At 51.5% G+C, this 15755-nt stretch carries 22 protein-coding genes; 13 read left to right on the top strand and 9 right to left on the bottom strand.

Translation table 11 applies throughout. The annotated features are described in order from the left end of the window. Nucleotides 1-179 precede the first annotated feature (179 nt). Nucleotides 180-458, top strand: coding sequence for a DNA-binding transcriptional regulator SfsB (gene sfsB, locus ACJHWK_RS04070; protein ID WP_000445407.1), 279 nt, complete (start codon nt 180-182; stop codon nt 456-458). A 47-nt stretch (nt 459-505) separates the two neighbouring features. Here the strand turns inward: sfsB and murA are convergent, their stop codons facing one another. The 7 genes from murA to mlaF all read right to left on the bottom strand — a co-directional run bounded on the left by murA (nt 506) and on the right by mlaF (nt 5336). Continuing rightward, a complete protein-coding gene (gene murA / locus ACJHWK_RS04065) occupies nt 506-1765 on the bottom strand; it encodes a UDP-N-acetylglucosamine 1-carboxyvinyltransferase (protein WP_000357259.1) in 1260 nt (419 codons plus the stop codon). A gap of 54 nt (nt 1766-1819) precedes the next feature. Next, entirely contained in the window at nt 1820-2074 is a 255-nt protein-coding gene (gene ibaG / locus ACJHWK_RS04060) for a BolA family iron metabolism protein IbaG (RefSeq protein ID WP_000429656.1), read from the bottom strand. Nucleotides 2075-2233: 159 nt separating this feature from the next. After that, the gene (mlaB, locus tag ACJHWK_RS04055; protein WP_000004488.1) at nt 2234-2527 is read right to left on the bottom strand and encodes a lipid asymmetry maintenance protein MlaB; all 294 of its coding nucleotides are present in this window, start codon (nt 2525-2527) and stop codon (nt 2234-2236) included. Then, nucleotides 2527-3162: a phospholipid-binding protein MlaC gene (gene mlaC / locus ACJHWK_RS04050; protein WP_000476487.1), complete on the bottom strand. Its 636-nt coding sequence runs from the start codon at nt 3160-3162 to the stop codon at nt 2527-2529. The genes mlaB and mlaC overlap by 1 nt, the downstream gene beginning before the upstream one ends. An 18-nt stretch (nt 3163-3180) precedes the next feature. Further along, nucleotides 3181-3732: an outer membrane lipid asymmetry maintenance protein MlaD gene (mlaD, locus tag ACJHWK_RS04045; RefSeq protein ID WP_001296448.1), complete on the bottom strand. Its 552-nt coding sequence runs from the start codon at nt 3730-3732 to the stop codon at nt 3181-3183. Nucleotides 3733-3736: 4 nt separating this feature from the next. Further along, entirely contained in the window at nt 3737-4519 is a 783-nt protein-coding gene (gene mlaE / locus ACJHWK_RS04040) for a lipid asymmetry maintenance ABC transporter permease subunit MlaE (protein ID WP_000925795.1), read from the bottom strand. 7 nt (nt 4520-4526) lie between these two features. Further along, nucleotides 4527-5336 carry a phospholipid ABC transporter ATP-binding protein MlaF gene (gene mlaF, locus ACJHWK_RS04035; protein ID WP_000438245.1) on the bottom strand — a complete coding sequence of 270 codons (810 nt, stop codon included), beginning with the start codon at nt 5334-5336 and terminating at the stop codon, nt 4527-4529. Nucleotides 5337-5545: 209 nt separating this feature from the next. Here mlaF and ACJHWK_RS04030 point away from each other — a divergent pair, with 209 nt between their 5' ends. The 12 genes from ACJHWK_RS04030 (at nt 5546) to yrbL (ending at nt 14354) form a co-directional block, all read left to right on the top strand. After that, the gene (locus tag ACJHWK_RS04030) at nt 5546-6523 is read left to right on the top strand and encodes a calcium/sodium antiporter (RefSeq protein ID WP_000922873.1); all 978 of its coding nucleotides are present in this window, start codon (nt 5546-5548) and stop codon (nt 6521-6523) included. Nucleotides 6524-6536: 13 nt separating this feature from the next. Further along, nucleotides 6537-7523 (top strand): arabinose-5-phosphate isomerase KdsD, encoded by a 987-nt coding sequence (kdsD, locus tag ACJHWK_RS04025; protein ID WP_001295557.1) that lies wholly within the window; start codon nt 6537-6539, stop codon nt 7521-7523. 20 nt (nt 7524-7543) lie between these two features. After that, complete coding sequence (gene kdsC / locus ACJHWK_RS04020) at nt 7544-8110, top strand: 3-deoxy-manno-octulosonate-8-phosphatase KdsC (protein ID WP_000030006.1); 567 nt, start codon at nt 7544-7546, stop codon at nt 8108-8110. Then, nucleotides 8107-8682: an LPS export ABC transporter periplasmic protein LptC gene (gene lptC, locus ACJHWK_RS04015; protein WP_000030537.1), complete on the top strand. Its 576-nt coding sequence runs from the start codon at nt 8107-8109 to the stop codon at nt 8680-8682. Before kdsC ends, lptC begins: the two co-directional genes overlap by 4 nt. Next, complete coding sequence (gene lptA, locus ACJHWK_RS04010; protein ID WP_000669785.1) at nt 8651-9208, top strand: lipopolysaccharide ABC transporter substrate-binding protein LptA; 558 nt, start codon at nt 8651-8653, stop codon at nt 9206-9208. Before lptC ends, lptA begins: the two co-directional genes overlap by 32 nt. Before the next feature lie 6 nt (nt 9209-9214). Next, nucleotides 9215-9940, top strand: a complete 726-nt coding sequence (lptB, locus tag ACJHWK_RS04005) for an LPS export ABC transporter ATP-binding protein (RefSeq protein ID WP_000224099.1) — start codon at nt 9215-9217, stop codon at nt 9938-9940. A 47-nt stretch (nt 9941-9987) separates the two neighbouring features. Next, the gene (rpoN, locus tag ACJHWK_RS04000; protein WP_000809051.1) at nt 9988-11421 is read left to right on the top strand and encodes an RNA polymerase factor sigma-54; all 1434 of its coding nucleotides are present in this window, start codon (nt 9988-9990) and stop codon (nt 11419-11421) included. A 22-nt stretch (nt 11422-11443) separates the two neighbouring features. Then, complete coding sequence (gene hpf / locus ACJHWK_RS03995; protein WP_001176599.1) at nt 11444-11731, top strand: ribosome hibernation promoting factor; 288 nt, start codon at nt 11444-11446, stop codon at nt 11729-11731. 117 nt (nt 11732-11848) lie between these two features. Next, nucleotides 11849-12340 carry a PTS IIA-like nitrogen regulatory protein PtsN gene (gene ptsN / locus ACJHWK_RS03990; RefSeq protein ID WP_000183676.1) on the top strand — a complete coding sequence of 164 codons (492 nt, stop codon included), beginning with the start codon at nt 11849-11851 and terminating at the stop codon, nt 12338-12340. A 45-nt stretch (nt 12341-12385) separates the two neighbouring features. Continuing rightward, nucleotides 12386-13240, top strand: coding sequence for an RNase adapter RapZ (gene rapZ / locus ACJHWK_RS03985; protein ID WP_000243741.1), 855 nt, complete (start codon nt 12386-12388; stop codon nt 13238-13240). Beyond that, on the top strand, nt 13237-13509 hold the full coding sequence (gene npr, locus ACJHWK_RS03980) for a PTS phosphocarrier protein NPr (RefSeq protein ID WP_000216791.1): 273 nt from the start codon (nt 13237-13239) through the stop codon (nt 13507-13509). Before rapZ ends, npr begins: the two co-directional genes overlap by 4 nt. A 212-nt stretch (nt 13510-13721) precedes the next feature. Next, entirely contained in the window at nt 13722-14354 is a 633-nt protein-coding gene (yrbL, locus tag ACJHWK_RS03975) for a PhoP regulatory network protein YrbL (RefSeq protein WP_000620396.1), read from the top strand. On the opposite strand, the gene mtgA is transcribed toward yrbL, so the two are convergent. Further along, nucleotides 14351-15079 (bottom strand): monofunctional biosynthetic peptidoglycan transglycosylase, encoded by a 729-nt coding sequence (gene mtgA, locus ACJHWK_RS03970; protein WP_020233285.1) that lies wholly within the window; start codon nt 15077-15079, stop codon nt 14351-14353. The genes yrbL and mtgA overlap by 4 nt on opposite strands. Beyond that, nucleotides 15076-15729 (bottom strand): isoprenoid biosynthesis glyoxalase ElbB, encoded by a 654-nt coding sequence (elbB, locus tag ACJHWK_RS03965; RefSeq protein WP_001300411.1) that lies wholly within the window; start codon nt 15727-15729, stop codon nt 15076-15078. Before elbB ends, mtgA begins: the two co-directional genes overlap by 4 nt. Nucleotides 15730-15755 lie beyond the last annotated feature (26 nt).

Genomic DNA, 15755 nt, shown 5'->3' with positions numbered 1-15755 from the left:
CATAAAAACACTTATTCAGCTCTATAGCACCTGAAAAATAGGGCTGTACATCTTTATATATTCTGAATATTCACACTCTTTACAGGAACTTTTTAGAGCAATAGGCCATCAGGAGTATAGTGATGCTCGACAGAAGAAGTGTTCTGAATGAAAGCGACTAACTTAAGGAGTGAGGAAAGATGGAAAGTAATTTCATTGACTGGCATCCCGCTGACATCATTGCGGGTTTGCGCAAGAAGGGAACGTCAATGGCGGCGGAATCTCGCAGAAATGGTTTGAGTTCCTCAACGCTGGCGAACGCATTATCGCGCCCCTGGCCGAAAGGAGAGATGATTATTGCGAAAGCCCTGGGAACTGACCCCTGGATTATCTGGCCATCTCGCTACCATGATCCGCAGACCCATGAGTTTATCGACAGAACACAGTTGATGCGTAGCTACACTAAACCGAAAAAATGAGTGGTCTGGCGGTAGCCCCGCGAACGGGGCTGCCAGCTCTCAGACAATTACTCGCCTTTCACACGCTCAATATTTGCACCTAAAGCGCGCAGTTTGTCTTCAATGCGTTCGTAGCCACGATCGATGTGATAAATACGATCAACTACCGTCGTCCCTTCCGCAATACAGCCAGCCAGCACCAGGCTTGCTGATGCACGCAGATCGGTTGCCATAACCTGTGCGCCAGAAAGTTTTTCAACACCGTGACAAATAACGGTATTGCTTTCGATTTCGGCGTGCGCGCCCATACGGCTCAGCTCTGGCACATGCATAAAGCGGTTTTCAAAGACCGTTTCGGTGATGAAGCCGGTCCCTTCTGCCACCAGGTTCAACAGCGTGAACTGGGCCTGCATATCGGTCGGGAATGCCGGATGCGGCGCGGTACGTACGTTAACAGCCTTCGGACGTTTGCCATGCATATCCAGGCTAATCCAGTCTTCGCCGACTTCGATGTCTGCTCCAGCGTCACGCAGTTTCGCCAGCACGGCGTCGAGAGTATCTGGCTGCGCGTTACGGCAGATAATTTTGCCGCGAGAGATCGCCGCCGCCACCAGGAAAGTACCGGTTTCGATACGATCCGGTAGCACGCGATAGACACCGCCGCCTAAACGTTCCACACCTTCGATGACGATACGATCGGTGCCCTGACCGCTAATTTTCGCACCCAGCGTAATCAGGAAGTTCGCAGTATCGACGATTTCCGGTTCACGCGCTGCGTTTTCAATAATCGTGGTGCCTTCCGCCAGGGTTGCAGCACACATGATGGTCACCGTTGCGCCAACGCTGACTTTATCCATCACGATATGTGCGCCTTTCAGACGACCATCGACGGAAGCTTTAACGTAACCTTCTTCCAGTTTGATGGTCGCGCCTAATTGTTCGAGGCCAGAAATGTGTAGATCAACCGGACGTGCACCGATCGTACAACCGCCAGGCAGTGAAACTTGCCCCTGACCAAAGCGCGCTACCAGCGGCCCCAGTGCCCAGATAGAAGCACGCATGGTTTTAACCAGATCGTAAGGTGCGCAGAATACATTAACGTCGCGGGCATCAATATGCACAGAACCATTACGTTCTACTTTCGCACCCAGCTGGCTTAGCAGCTTCATTGATGTATCGACGTCTTTCAGTTTCGGGACGTTCTGGATCTCTACCGGTTCTTCCGCCAGTAGTGCGGCAAAAAGGATAGGCAGAGCAGCATTTTTAGCGCCGGAAATTGTGACTTCGCCCTGGAGCTTCGTTGGCCCCTGAACACGAAATTTATCCATTTAGTTTGTTCTCAGTTAACAATTCATATCCGCTACCGGCGAATCGCCCATAGCTCAAAAGCCGTTCAGTTTGCGATCGCGCGCCCACTCCGCAGGGGTATACGCTTTGATCGACACAGCATGAATGCGGTTATCCGCAATATATTCCATCAGCGGGCCATAGACCGTCTGCTGTTTTTTAACCCGACTCATGCCGTCAAACAACTCACCCACGGCAATAACCTGAAAGTGGCTGCCATCGCCGGAAACGTGGACTTCCTGGAGGGAGAGAGCGTTCATCAACACGCTCTGAATTTCATTATTTTCCATGGGATCTTCAATCATCAGTTAATAAACCAGCGAAACATCTTAGAGCAAAGTTGCGCTGGCATAAATAAGCAAAAAGCCTCGCTGATAAATCAGACAAGGCTCGACTTGCAGGCAGGTTTGCCGGACAGGCGGTTAACGCCATATCCGGCCTGAAAAAATTTAACGAGGCAGAACATCAGCAGGCAAATTATACAATTTCGCCAGGGTATACACTTTATCGTTTACCCCCTGAAGCGTCACGTTGTTGCCCTGCTTTTTCGCCAGATCGATAAGATGGAGCAGCAGTGCCAGTCCACCCGTATCCACGCGGGACACACGGCTAAGATCGATGCAGGTAATCCCCTTCACCGCTTCCTCACGCATTTCCCAAAGCGGTAGCAGAACGTCCTGATCCAGCTCTCCGGATAGCGCCAGCGTGTCACCCGTCTGCATCCAGCTCAGTGACTCGCTCATTATTTTTTCTCTTCCAGAGTGATTTTCTGTTGAGAAATCGATTTCAGTTGCGCAGTCAGGCCGTCGATACCTTTGGTACGCAGCAGCGTTCCCCACTCGTTTTGTTTGGTGGTGATCATACTGACGCCTTCAGCAATCATGTCGTAAGCCTGCCAGTTGCCCGTCTGGGAGTTTTTACGCCACTGGAAGTCCAGACGCACCGGCGGGCGACCATTCGGGTCAATAATGGTAACGCGAATAGGCACAATGGTTTTATCACCCAGCGGCTGTTCTGGCGCAATCTGATAGGTTTGACCGTGATACATCGCCAGCGCCTGACCGTAAGCCTGCTTCAGGTACTCACGGAAAGCGGCAAAGTAGGCTTCACGTTGAGCTGGGGTCGCACTCTTGTAATACTGGCCCAGCACCAGCGCACCGGCGTATTTCACCTGTACGTATGGCAGCAGTTCCTGATCGACAATGGTACGCAGATAATCCGGGTTGGCCCGAATTTGCGGTTGCTCATTCTTCAGGCGATCGAACGTTTTCTGCGCCGCCTCGTCCATCAGCTTATACGGATTGGTCTGGTCTGCCGCGGTTGCCGCACTCAGCGGTGCAATCACCAGCAAAGCGACCATCATTAAACGTTTAAACATGCGTCGGTTCTCCTGAAATTATTTCGTTGTACCCACAGGTTCAGTGGTTTCATTATTACCTGGCGCAGCAGCTGGCGCATCGCCACTATTCTTATTGTCATCGCCTTTACTACCGTAAAGGAACTGACCAATAAGATCTTCCAGCACCATCGCAGACTTGGTGTCCTGAATTGTATCGCCATCCTTCAGGATAGCAGTCCCCAGTTCCGGGTCTTCAAAACCGACGTTTAATGCCAGATATTGTTCCCCCAGCAGGCCGGAAGTACGAATGCTCAGCGAACTGGTATCAGGAATGTGGTTATAACGTTGTTCAATTTCCAGCGTTACGCGCGGCAGATAGGTTTTCGGGTCCAGCGTAATATCCGCCACCCGGCCCACAACAACACCACCAATGCTGACCGGAGAGCGCGCTTTCAGGCCGCCAATGTTATCGAACGTCGCATAAAGCGTGTAGGTCGGTTCAGTACGTATGGACGTCACGTTCGCCGCCTTCAGGCAAACAAACAGCGCCGCCAGTAGTGCTGCTAATAAAAAGATACCCACCCAAATTTCATTTTTTTTCGTTTGCATGAACTCAATTCCCAAACATCAATGCGGTCAGCACAAAATCCAGCCCCAGAACAGCCAGAGACGAGTGGACAACGGTGCGAGTGGTTGCCCGGCTAATCCCGGCAGACGTCGGGATGGCGTCGTAGCCGTTAAACAACGAAATCCACGTCACCGTGATGGCGAACACCACGCTCTTAATCAGACAGTTGACCAGATCCATACGCCAGTCGACGGCATTTTGCATTGCCGACCAGAAGAACCCGCTATCAATGCCTTTCCAACTGACGCCGACCAGAGATCCGCCCCAGATCCCCACGGCGACGAAAATAACCGTCAACAGTGGTAATGAAATAACCCCAGCCCAGAAACGGGGAGAAATAACCCGACGCAGCGGATCCACCGCCATCATCTCCATACTGGAGAGTTGCTCTGTAGCGCGCATCAGGCCGATTTCTGCGGTTAGCGCCGAACCAGCACGCCCGGCAAACAACAACGCGGCAACCACCGGCCCCAGTTCACGCAGTAGCGATAACGCCACCAGCATACCCAGACTGGTTTCCGCACTATAAGTGGTCAGAACCAGATAACCTTGCAGCCCCAACACCATTCCGATGAACACGCCAGAAACTACAATAATCAGCATCGACAGGACGCCGACATTATAGAGCTGGCGCACCAGCAGCGGCGCATGTTTGCGAAATTCCGGTTTGCCGACCAGCGCATTGAATAACATTAACCCGGCCCGCCCGAACGTTCTCAGGGTTTTAATCCCTTTATGTCCGAGCGACGCCAGCGCATTTAACAGCATGAGTGGCTTAACTCCCTGGTAAAAGATCAGCGTGATAATCGCCGGCAGGATAGCGGAACGGAACAGGCCCGTCAGCTATCCCGTCCAGAAACTGACGTACGCGTGGATCAGGATTCGCCTGCAACGCCTGGGCACTGCCATGAGCGACAATTTTTTTGTCCGCCAGGATCCAGGCGTGATCGGCAATACTTAACACTTCCGGCACATCGTGAGAAACCACCACACAAGTCACACCCAGCGCGCTGTTCAGCTCAGAAATCAGCTTCACCAGTACGCCCATGGTGATGGGATCTTGCCCAACAAAGGGTTCATCAAACATGATGAGATCCGGCTCCAGCGCAATCGCACGCGCCAGCGCTGCACGCCGCGCCATCCCACCGGAAAGTTCAGAAGGCATTAGTTTAGCCGCTCCACGCAGCCCCACGGCCTCCAGCTTCATCATCACCGTACTATGCAACAATGGCGCGGGAAGTTGAGTATGTTCGCGCAGTGGATAGGCGACGTTGTCAAATACGTTCATATCAGTGAACAACGCCCCGGACTGAAATAACATGCTCATCCGTTTGCGCACTGTATACAGGCGCGAACGAGACATCGCCGGAATATTCTCACCATCGAAAAGAATCTCACCATGATCTGGTGCGATTTGCCCGCCAATCAGACGGAGTAGCGTCGTTTTACCGATGCCCGATGGCCCCATGATCGCCGTGATCTTCCCTCGCGGCACGGTCAGGGAAATATTATCGAAGATGCAGCGATTGCCACGCGTAAAACTGACATCGCGCATATCGACTAAATTCGCCACAGACTGCTCCATAATTCACCCTTCGTCTTGCGTTGATTTTCTAAGCATGGCGCTCAATTTAACCTTGAACCCAACATATTTACAGAATATTACCCGCCGTGGTTAGCGAAAGCTGGCATTTGTTTTACTTTTTAGCCGCATAAAGTCAAAATTAAGAATCCGTTACGGCTTTCTGAAAATCTTCAGCGGACCGGCGAGTATACCTGAAGAAAGGACGTTAGATGCTTTTAGCTACGGCACTGTTAATTGTTGGTTTACTTTTGGTCGTTTACAGTGCCGACCGCCTGGTTTTTGCCGCGTCTATTCTTTGCCGAACCTTTGGCATCCCGCCGCTGATCATCGGCATGACGGTGGTCAGTATTGGTACATCGTTACCAGAAATCATCGTCTCGCTTGCCGCGTCTCTGCACGAACAACGCGATTTAGCCGTTGGTACAGCCCTCGGCTCAAACATTATCAATATATTGCTGATCCTCGGTCTGGCTGCGCTGGTTCGTCCTTTTACCGTCCATTCTGATGTTCTACGCCGTGAATTACCCTTAATGTTGTTGGTCAGCGTGGTGGCCGGTTCCGTACTCTATGACGGACAACTTAGTCGCAGCGATGGTATCTTTCTCCTCTTTCTGGCTGTGCTATGGCTGCTGTTCATTGTTAAACTTGCACGTCAGGCTGAACGTCAGGGGACTGACAGCCTGACCAGAGAGCAGCTTGCAGAGCTGCCTCGTGACGGCGGATTGCCCGTCGCGTTTTTATGGCTCGGCATTGCGCTTATCATCATGCCAGTGGCCACGCGGATGGTGGTTGATAACGCCACGGTGCTGGCGAATTACTTTGCCATCAGCGAGTTGACGATGGGTCTGACGGCAATTGCTATCGGAACCAGCCTGCCGGAACTGGCAACCGCAATAGCGGGGGTTCGCAAAGGTGAAAACGACATTGCTGTCGGAAATATCATTGGCGCAAACATTTTTAATATTGTCATCGTGTTGGGTTTACCCGCGCTGATAACGCCAGGAGAGATTGATCCACTGGCGTACAGTCGTGACTACAGCGTGATGTTGCTGGTGAGCATTATTTTTGCGTTGCTGTGCTGGCGGCGCTCCCCGCAATCGGGCCGTGGTGTAGGGGTATTATTAACAGGCGGATTTATCGTATGGCTGGCGATGTTGTACTGGTTATCGCCAATACTCGTTGAATAACTGGAAACGCATTATGTCGCACGTAGAGTTACAACCGGGTTTTGACTTTCAGCAAGCAGGTAAAGAAGTCCTGGCGATTGAACGTGAATGCCTGGCGGAGCTTGATCAATACATCAATCAGAATTTCACGCTTGCCTGTGAAAAGATGTTCTGGTGTAAAGGGAAAGTTGTCGTCATGGGGATGGGGAAATCGGGGCATATTGGGCGCAAAATGGCGGCAACGTTTGCCAGCACCGGTACACCTTCATTTTTCGTCCATCCTGGTGAAGCCGCGCATGGTGATTTAGGCATGGTCACCCCACAGGATGTGGTGATTGCTATCTCTAACTCAGGTGAATCCAGCGAAATCACGGCCTTAATTCCAGTGCTTAAGCGTCTTCACGTACCGTTAATCTGCATCACCGGTCGCCCGGAGAGCAGCATGGCGCGCGCCGCAGATGTGCATCTGTGTGTTAAAGTAGCGAAAGAAGCCTGTCCGTTAGGGCTGGCACCGACCAGCAGCACCACCGCCACGCTGGTTATGGGCGATGCCCTCGCTGTCGCGCTGTTAAAAGCACGCGGCTTTACTGCTGAAGATTTTGCGCTCTCACATCCAGGCGGCGCACTGGGTCGTAAACTTCTGCTGCGCGTAAACGATATTATGCATACGGGCGATGAGATCCCGCATGTTAAGAAAACGGCCAGTCTGCGTGACGCATTGCTGGAAGTTACCCGCAAAAATCTTGGTATGACTGTCATTTGCGATGACAATATGATGATTGAAGGCATCTTTACCGACGGTGATTTACGCCGTGTCTTCGATATGGGCGTGGATGTTCGTCAGTTAAGTATTGCCGATGTGATGACGCCGGGGGGAATACGTGTGCGCCCTGGCATTCTGGCCGTTGAGGCACTGAACTTAATGCAGTCCCGCCATATCACCTCCGTGATGGTTGCCGATGGCGACCATTTACTCGGTGTGTTACATATGCATGATTTACTGCGTGCAGGCGTAGTGTAAAGATTCAAGGATAAACAACAATGAGCAAAGCAGGTGCGTCGCTTGCGACCTGTTACGGCCCTGTCAGCGCCGACGTTATAGCAAAAGCAGAGAACATTCGTCTGCTGATCCTCGATGTCGATGGCGTACTGTCAGATGGCCTGATTTATATGGGCAATAATGGCGAAGAGCTGAAAGCGTTCAATGTTCGTGACGGTTATGGCATTCGTTGTGCGCTCACCTCTGATATTGAAGTCGCTATCATTACCGGGCGAAAGGCTAAACTGGTAGAAGATCGTTGTGCCACATTGGGGATCACTCACTTGTATCAGGGGCAGTCAAACAAACTGATCGCCTTTAGCGATTTGCTGGAAAAACTGGCGATTGCCCCGGAAAATGTGGCTTATGTCGGCGATGATCTCATCGACTGGCCGGTAATGGAAAAAGTGGGTTTAAGCGTCGCCGTGGCCGATGCGCATCCACTGTTGCTCCCGCGCGCCGATTACGTGACGCGCATTGCTGGCGGTCGTGGTGCAGTGCGTGAAGTTTGCGACTTATTACTCCTGGCGCAGGGCAAACTGGATGAAGCCAAAGGGCAATCGATATGAGTAAAGCCAGACGTTGGGTTATCATTGTGCTATCACTGGCGGTTCTGGTGATGATCGGCATTAATATGGCCGAAAAAGACGATACCGCCCAGGTGGTCGTCAACAACAATGATCCCACCTATAAAAGCGAGCATACGGACACGCTCGTCTATAACCCAGAAGGGGCACTAAGCTATCGATTGATTGCTCAACATGTTGAATATTATTCCGATCAGGCCGTTTCGTGGTTTACGCAGCCGGTACTTACCACGTTTGATAAGGATAAAATCCCGACATGGTCCGTAAAAGCAGATAAAGCCAAGCTGACCAATGACCGGATGCTCTATTTATATGGACACGTTGAAGTCAACGCACTTGTGCCGGACTCTCAACTTCGCAGAATCACGACGGATAACGCGCAGATCAATCTGGTGACGCAGGATGTTACCTCTGAAGACCTCGTCACGTTATACGGAACAACATTTAACTCCAGCGGTCTGAAAATGCGCGGCAACTTACGCAGCAAGAACGCCGAGCTGATTGAAAAGGTTAGAACATCCTATGAAATTCAAAACAAACAAACTCAGCCTTAATCTTGTGCTTGCCAGCTCACTTCTGGCCGCCAGCATTCCGGCATTTGCCGTAACCGGAGACACTGATCAGCCGATCCACATTGAATCGGACCAGCAATCTCTTGATATGCAAGGCAACGTGGTTACCTTTACCGGTAATGTCATCGTCACCCAGGGCACCATCAAAATTAATGCCGACAAAGTGGTCGTTACCCGGCCGGGCGGCGAACAAGGTAAAGAAGTGATTGACGGCTACGGTAAACCGGCAACGTTCTACCAGATGCAGGACAATGGTAAACCCGTTGAAGGTCACGCTTCCCAGATGCACTACGAACTGGCAAAAGATTTTGTCGTTCTGACGGGTAATGCTTATCTGCAGCAGGTCGATAGCAACATTAAGGGCGATAAGATCACTTACCTGGTGAAAGAGCAGAAAATGCAGGCTTTCAGCGACAAAGGTAAGCGCGTAACCACCGTTCTGGTGCCGTCGCAGCTGCAGGACAAAAACAACAAAGGCCAGACCCCGGCACAGAAGAAGGGTAATTAATTCGTTATGGCAACATTAACTGCAAAGAACCTTGCAAAAGCCTATAAAGGCCGTCGCGTGGTAGAAGACGTCAGCCTGACCGTCAACTCCGGGGAAATTGTCGGTCTGCTGGGGCCAAACGGTGCCGGTAAGACCACCACTTTCTACATGGTTGTAGGCATTGTGCCGCGCGATGCGGGCAACATCATTATTGATGATGACGATATCAGTCTGCTGCCTCTGCATGCACGCGCGCGCCGCGGTATCGGCTATCTGCCACAGGAAGCCTCCATTTTCCGTCGCCTCAGCGTTTACGATAACCTGATGGCGGTACTGCAAATTCGTGACGACTTGTCTGCTGAACAACGTGAAGACCGCGCGAACGAGCTGATGGAAGAGTTTCACATTGAGCACCTGCGTGACAGCATGGGGCAGTCACTCTCCGGGGGTGAACGTCGCCGTGTAGAAATTGCCCGCGCACTGGCTGCGAATCCGAAATTTATTCTGCTCGACGAACCGTTTGCCGGGGTTGACCCGATCTCGGTTATCGACATTAAACGCATCATTGAGCACCTGCGCGACAGCGGCCTGGGCGTACTGATCACTGACCACAACGTGCGTGAAACACTGGCGGTTTGTGAACGCGCTTATATCGTCAGTCAGGGGCATTTGATCGCCCACGGCACGCCTACGGAAATCTTACAAGACGAACACGTTAAGCGTGTATACCTTGGGGAAGACTTCAGACTCTGATAGGGTAGAAGTTTGCGACGTTTTAGCAGGAGAGTACGATTCTGAACATGAAGCAAGGTTTGCAACTCAGGCTTAGCCAACAACTGGCGATGACGCCACAGCTCCAACAGGCAATTCGTCTGTTGCAGTTGTCGACGCTGGAACTTCAGCAGGAGCTACAGCAGGCGCTGGAGAGTAATCCGCTGCTTGAGCAAATCGACACTCATGAAGAAATCGACACCCGCGAAACGCAAGACAGTGAAACGCTGGACACCGCCGACGCGCTCGAACAAAAAGAGATGCCGGAAGAGCTGCCGCTCGATGCCAGTTGGGACACCATTTACACCGCTGGTACACCATCCGGCACCAGCGGTGACTACATTGACGACGAGCTGCCGGTCTATCAGGGCGAAACGACGCAGACCTTGCAGGATTACCTGATGTGGCAGGTCGAGTTGACACCGTTTTCTGACACTGACCGCGCTATTGCTACCTCTATCGTCGATGCCGTTGATGACACCGGTTATCTGACTGTCCCACTGGAAGATATTCTCGAAAGTATGGGCGATGAAGAGATTGACATCGACGAAGTTGAAGCCGTCCTTAAGCGGATCCAACGGTTTGATCCGGTCGGTGTGGCAGCAAAAGATCTGCGTGACTGTCTGCTGATCCAACTCTCCCAATTCGATAAAACCACGCCATGGCTGGAAGAGGCCAGACTGATCATTAGCGATCATCTCGATCTGTTAGCCAATCACGACTTCCGCACTTTAATGCGCGTCACGCGTCTGAAAGAAGATGTGCTGAAAGAAGCCGTCAATCTGATCCAGTCGCTCGATCCGCGCCCCGGGCAGTCGATCCAGACGGGCGAACCTGAGTATGTCATTCCAGATGTGCTGGTGCGTAAGCATAACGGTCACTGGACGGTAGAACTCAACAGTGACAGCATTCCGCGTCTGCAAATCAACCAGCACTACGCCTCGATGTGCAATAACGCGCGCAACGATGGTGACAGCCAGTTTATCCGCAGCAATCTGCAGGATGCCAAATGGTTGATCAAGAGTCTGGAAAGCCGTAACGATACGCTACTGCGCGTGAGTCGCTGTATCGTTGAACAGCAGCAAGCCTTCTTTGAGCAAGGCGAAGAATATATGAAACCGATGGTACTGGCCGATATCGCCCAGGCTGTCGAAATGCATGAATCGACGATATCTCGCGTGACCACGCAAAAATACCTGCATAGTCCACGAGGCATTTTTGAACTGAAGTATTTCTTTTCCAGTCACGTCAATACCGAGGGCGGCGGCGAAGCTTCCTCCACGGCGATTCGTGCGCTGGTTAAGAAATTAATCGCGGCGGAAAACCCAGCGAAACCGTTGAGCGACAGCAAGTTAACCTCTTTGCTGTCGGAACAAGGTATCATGGTGGCACGCCGCACTGTTGCGAAGTACCGAGAGTCTTTATCCATTCCGCCGTCAAACCAGCGTAAACAGCTCGTTTGACCCAACCGATAAGGAAGACACTATGCAGCTCAACATTACCGGAAATAACGTCGAGATCACCGAGGCACTGCGCGAATTTGTTACAGCCAAATTTGCCAAACTTGAGCAATATTTTGACCGAATCAACCAGGTCTATGTTGTTCTGAAAGTGGAGAAAGTCACCCACACCTCAGATGCAACACTGCATGTAAACGGTGGTGAAATTCATGCCAGCGCGGAAGGTCAGGACATGTACGCTGCCATTGATGGCTTAATTGATAAGCTGGCACGCCAGTTGACCAAACATAAAGATAAACTGAAACAACACTAATTGTCCGGGCAATTAGCATGTGCATGGCGGCCTGTTGTGCGGCACAACGGGCCATTTGTACGGTTAATGCTCCGAGCCTGTTCCACTGTTTGAGTGGGCAGGTTCTTAGGTGAAATTATGACAAATAATGATACAACTCTACAGCTTAGCAGTGTTCTTAACAGGGAATGTACGCGAAGCCGCGTCCACTGTCAGAGCAAAAAACGCGCCCTGGAAATCATCAGCGAGCTGGCGGCGAAACAACTTAGTCTGCCGCCTCAGGTGGTTTTTGAAGCTATCCTGACGCGGGAAAAAATGGGCAGTACCGGTATCGGCAATGGTATTGCCATTCCGCATGGCAAACTGGAAGAAGATACTCTGCGCGCCGTTGGCGTTTTCGTTCAGCTCGAAACGCCTATAGCTTTCGATGCCATCGACAACCAACCGGTGGACTTACTTTTTGCCCTGCTGGTGCCGGCAGACCAAACTAAAACGCACCTGCATACTCTGTCGCTGGTGGCGAAACGTCTGGCGGACAAAACCATCTGCCGCCGTTTACGCGCAGCCCAGAGCGATGAAGAGCTGTATCAAATCATTACGGATACCGAAGGTACTCCGGATGAAGCGTAGTTATTCGGTAATGTCTCTTTTAGACGTTGTGAGGAGAAACAGTACATGGTACTGATGATCGTCAGCGGACGTTCAGGTTCAGGTAAATCTGTCGCCCTGCGTGCGCTGGAAGATATGGGTTTTTACTGCGTGGATAACCTTCCCGTAGTGTTGTTACCCGATCTGGCTCGAACCCTGGCCGATCGCGAGATTTCTGCCGCCGTCAGCATTGATGTTCGTAATATGCCGGAGTCACCAGAAATATTCGAACAGGCGATGAGTAACCTGCCTGACGCTTTCTCACCGCAACTACTGTTCCTGGATGCCGACCGTAATACCTTAATTCGTCGTTACAGTGACACGCGCCGACTGCATCCGCTTTCCAGCAAAAACCTGTCGCTGGAAAGTGCTATCGACAAAGAAAGCGATTTGCTGGAGCCTCTGCGTTCGCGAGCGGATCTGATTGTCGATACCTCAGAAATGTCCGTTCACGAGCTGGCTGAAATGCTGCGTACCCGTCTGCTGGGTAAACGTGAACGCGAACTGACCATGGTCTTTGAGTCTTTCGGCTTCAAACACGGTATCCCTATCGATGCAGATTACGTCTTTGACGTGCGCTTCTTGCCGAACCCGCACTGGGATCCGAAACTGCGTCCAATGACAGGTCTTGATAAACCTGTCGCCGCGTTCCTCGACCGCCACACAGAAGTACACAATTTTATCTACCAGACGCGAAGCTATCTTGAGCTATGGTTACCTATGCTGGAAACCAACAACCGTAGCTACTTGACGGTCGCCATTGGTTGTACCGGCGGGAAGCACCGTTCGGTGTATATTGCAGAGCAACTGGCAGACTACTTCCGCTCGCGCGGTAAAAACGTCCAGTCACGCCATCGTACGCTGGAAAAACGTAAACCATGACCGTCAAGCAAACTGTTGAAATCACAAACAAGCTGGGCATGCATGCCCGGCCTGCAATGAAGCTGTTTGAATTAATGCAAGGTTTTGACGCAGAAGTGCTGTTACGTAATGACGAAGGTACCGAGGCCGAAGCCAACAGCGTTATTGCACTGCTGATGCTGGATTCTGCCAAAGGACGGCAGATTGAAGTTGAAGCGACCGGTCCACAGGAAGAGGAAGCACTGGCCGCCGTTATCGCCCTCTTTAATTCTGGTTTTGATGAAGATTAATCTTCATCACTTTGACATTCAAATCCCTTCAAGCTCCCCCGACAATAAGAAAAGCGCGTACTGAAATCGTTCTCAATCAACGTCATTTGTACATTTCGTGCGCTTTTCACTTTCAGAAGAACATTAAGAAAACCTTAAGAAGCATTGTTTAGGTTTCGTTTAAGTTAATCGACCATACTGGAGATCGTCAGAAAATATTTCCAGGAGATGGCATGATTCGCTTATCTGAACAAAGTCCCCTGGGCACCGGAAGACATCGGAAATGTTATGCGCATCCGGAAGATGCCCAACGCTGTATCAAGATTGTCTACCATCGTGGCGATGGTGGCGATAAAGAGATCCGCCGTGAGTTAAAGTACTACGCGCATCTTGGTCGCCGGTTAAAAGACTGGAGTGGAATACCGCGCTATCACGGTACCGTTGAGACGGATTGCGGAACCGGTTATGTCTACGATGTGATTGCAGATTTTGACGGCAAACCCTCCATTACGCTGACCGAATTTGCTGCACAATGCCGTTACGAAGAAGACATTGCACAACTGCGCCAGCTACTGAAACAGCTGAAGCGTTATTTGCAGGATAACCGTATCGTGACGATGTCGCTGAAGCCGCAGAATATCCTCTGTCACCGCATCAGTGAGTCAGAGGTTATCCCCGTCGTCTGCGACAACATTGGTGAAAGCACATTGATTCCACTGGCGACCTGGTCGAAGTGGTGTTGTCTGCGTAAGCAAGAGCGGTTATGGAAACGATTTATCGCCCAACCGGCGCTGACTATTGCCCTGCAGAAAGATCTGCAACCTCGTGAAAGCAAAACGCTGACCCTCACTTCGCGCGAAGCTTAATCCAGCTGGTGTTGTTGCATAAACGACTCACCGCCTAACTGATACATCTGCCGTAAAATCCACGCCTGACGGCTACGCACGTAGCCCGATGGCGCGGAGACTTTGAAACGAAGTGGATTAGGTAATACAGCTGCCAGTAATGCAGCTTCCGACCGGGTAAGCTTGCTCGCGGGTTTGTGGAAATAACGTTGTGCCGCAGCTTCGACGCCAAACACACCGTCGCCAAATTCGGCGATATTCAGGTAAACCGTCAGGATACGCTTTTTGCTCCAGACCGTTTCTATCCCCAGCGTTAATCCGGCTTCCAGCCCTTTTCGAACCCAGCTACGCCCATCCCATAAAAAGAGATTTTTGGCCGTCTGCTGAGAAATCGTTGATGCACCGCGAATACGGTTTTCATTGCGTTCGTTGTGCGCCAGGGCTTGCTCAATGGAAGTGACATCAAAGCCCCAGTGCTCAGGAAACTTCTGATCTTCTGCGGCAATCACCGCCAGTCCCATCCACGGCGAGATTTGATCCATGTTGACCCAGTCAGAATGTGCCACGTAACGAAAATTGCCATGCAGCCAGGCGCTGACTTGCCGCTCGACCATTACCGCAGAGAAAGGAACAGGCGCAACGCTAAACAACGCAATGCCCCCACCCCAGAAAACGGCGAGGACAACCATTAACCGCAGAAGAAAACGGCGAATGAAACTAAACACCGTTAAGCGGCTTTTACTCATTCCGCCAGGACCAGCACGCGGGAAACCAGCTTATCAATGCCGCTCGCCGCTTCTGCAATGTTCTGCGCCAGCATATATGCCGGGGTGGTGACAATCTTATTGTCTTCATCAACCACGATATCATCGACAGGACACGGCACATGCTCCGCGCCCATCTCTTCCAGCACTTCTGCGGTATCGATATCAGTACCGATGGTCAAACGCAGCGGGAAATCGAAAATTTTCGGCAGCATCGCCGGGGCAATACACATAAAACCAAGCGGTTTTCCGGCCTGATGCATCGCTTGTGCCAGCGCCTTTAATTCACGGTCAACGGTGCATTCGCTACCAAGACTGGCAAAATTGCTTAAATTCTTCGCCGCGCCAAAACCCCCCGGCACAATCAACGCATCCAGTTCAGCGGCATCGGCCTGGGCCAGAGGACGGATTTCACCGCGCGTTATTCGTGCCGCTTCAATCAGCACATTGCGCGTTTCCGTCATCGCTTCGCCCGTTAAATGGTTGATAACATCAACCTGCTGCTTATCCGGTGCAAAGCAGACCGCCTGCGCACCGCTGCGTGAAATAGCTAACAACGTCAACACCGCTTCATGAATTTCAGAACCGTCATAGACGCCGCATCCGCTCAGAATTACGCCAATTTTCTTCATTGTGATCATCCTTTCGCAATTGACTG

Source organism: Escherichia sp. WS547, from assembly GCF_046486065.1.
Taxonomy (GTDB): Bacteria; Pseudomonadota; Gammaproteobacteria; order Enterobacterales; family Enterobacteriaceae; genus Escherichia; species Escherichia coli.
This window is presented reverse-complemented; position numbering and strand designations above follow the sequence as displayed.

What these genes read in the sequence shown, in the direction of transcription:
- kdsD (WP_001295557.1), top strand. Translation starts at nt 6,537, where the DNA reads ATGTCGCACGTAGAGTTACAACCGGGTTTTGACTTTCAGCAAGCAGGT.
- lptB (WP_000224099.1), top strand. Translation starts at nt 9,215, where the DNA reads ATGGCAACATTAACTGCAAAGAACCTTGCAAAAGCCTATAAAGGCCGT.
- hpf (WP_001176599.1), top strand. Translation starts at nt 11,444, where the DNA reads ATGCAGCTCAACATTACCGGAAATAACGTCGAGATCACCGAGGCACTG.
- ACJHWK_RS04030 (WP_000922873.1), top strand. Translation starts at nt 5,546, where the DNA reads ATGCTTTTAGCTACGGCACTGTTAATTGTTGGTTTACTTTTGGTCGTT.
- yrbL (WP_000620396.1), top strand. Translation starts at nt 13,722, where the DNA reads ATGATTCGCTTATCTGAACAAAGTCCCCTGGGCACCGGAAGACATCGG.
- lptA (WP_000669785.1), top strand. Translation starts at nt 8,651, where the DNA reads ATGAAATTCAAAACAAACAAACTCAGCCTTAATCTTGTGCTTGCCAGC.
- lptC (WP_000030537.1), top strand. Translation starts at nt 8,107, where the DNA reads ATGAGTAAAGCCAGACGTTGGGTTATCATTGTGCTATCACTGGCGGTT.
- rapZ (WP_000243741.1), top strand. Translation starts at nt 12,386, where the DNA reads ATGGTACTGATGATCGTCAGCGGACGTTCAGGTTCAGGTAAATCTGTC.
- ibaG (WP_000429656.1), bottom strand. Translation starts at nt 2,074, where the DNA reads ATGGAAAATAATGAAATTCAGAGCGTGTTGATGAACGCTCTCTCCCTC.
- mlaC (WP_000476487.1), bottom strand. Translation starts at nt 3,162, where the DNA reads ATGTTTAAACGTTTAATGATGGTCGCTTTGCTGGTGATTGCACCGCTG.
- mlaD (WP_001296448.1), bottom strand. Translation starts at nt 3,732, where the DNA reads ATGCAAACGAAAAAAAATGAAATTTGGGTGGGTATCTTTTTATTAGCA.
- murA (WP_000357259.1), bottom strand. Translation starts at nt 1,765, where the DNA reads ATGGATAAATTTCGTGTTCAGGGGCCAACGAAGCTCCAGGGCGAAGTC.
- mlaB (WP_000004488.1), bottom strand. Translation starts at nt 2,527, where the DNA reads ATGAGCGAGTCACTGAGCTGGATGCAGACGGGTGACACGCTGGCGCTA.
- ptsN (WP_000183676.1), top strand. Translation starts at nt 11,849, where the DNA reads ATGACAAATAATGATACAACTCTACAGCTTAGCAGTGTTCTTAACAGG.
- npr (WP_000216791.1), top strand. Translation starts at nt 13,237, where the DNA reads ATGACCGTCAAGCAAACTGTTGAAATCACAAACAAGCTGGGCATGCAT.
- mtgA (WP_020233285.1), bottom strand. Translation starts at nt 15,079, where the DNA reads ATGAGTAAAAGCCGCTTAACGGTGTTTAGTTTCATTCGCCGTTTTCTT.
- mlaE (WP_000925795.1), bottom strand. Translation starts at nt 4,519, where the DNA reads ATGCTGTTAAATGCGCTGGCGTCGCTCGGACATAAAGGGATTAAAACC.
- sfsB (WP_000445407.1), top strand. Translation starts at nt 180, where the DNA reads ATGGAAAGTAATTTCATTGACTGGCATCCCGCTGACATCATTGCGGGT.
- kdsC (WP_000030006.1), top strand. Translation starts at nt 7,544, where the DNA reads ATGAGCAAAGCAGGTGCGTCGCTTGCGACCTGTTACGGCCCTGTCAGC.
- mlaF (WP_000438245.1), bottom strand. Translation starts at nt 5,336, where the DNA reads ATGGAGCAGTCTGTGGCGAATTTAGTCGATATGCGCGATGTCAGTTTT.
- elbB (WP_001300411.1), bottom strand. Translation starts at nt 15,729, where the DNA reads ATGAAGAAAATTGGCGTAATTCTGAGCGGATGCGGCGTCTATGACGGT.
- rpoN (WP_000809051.1), top strand. Translation starts at nt 9,988, where the DNA reads ATGAAGCAAGGTTTGCAACTCAGGCTTAGCCAACAACTGGCGATGACG.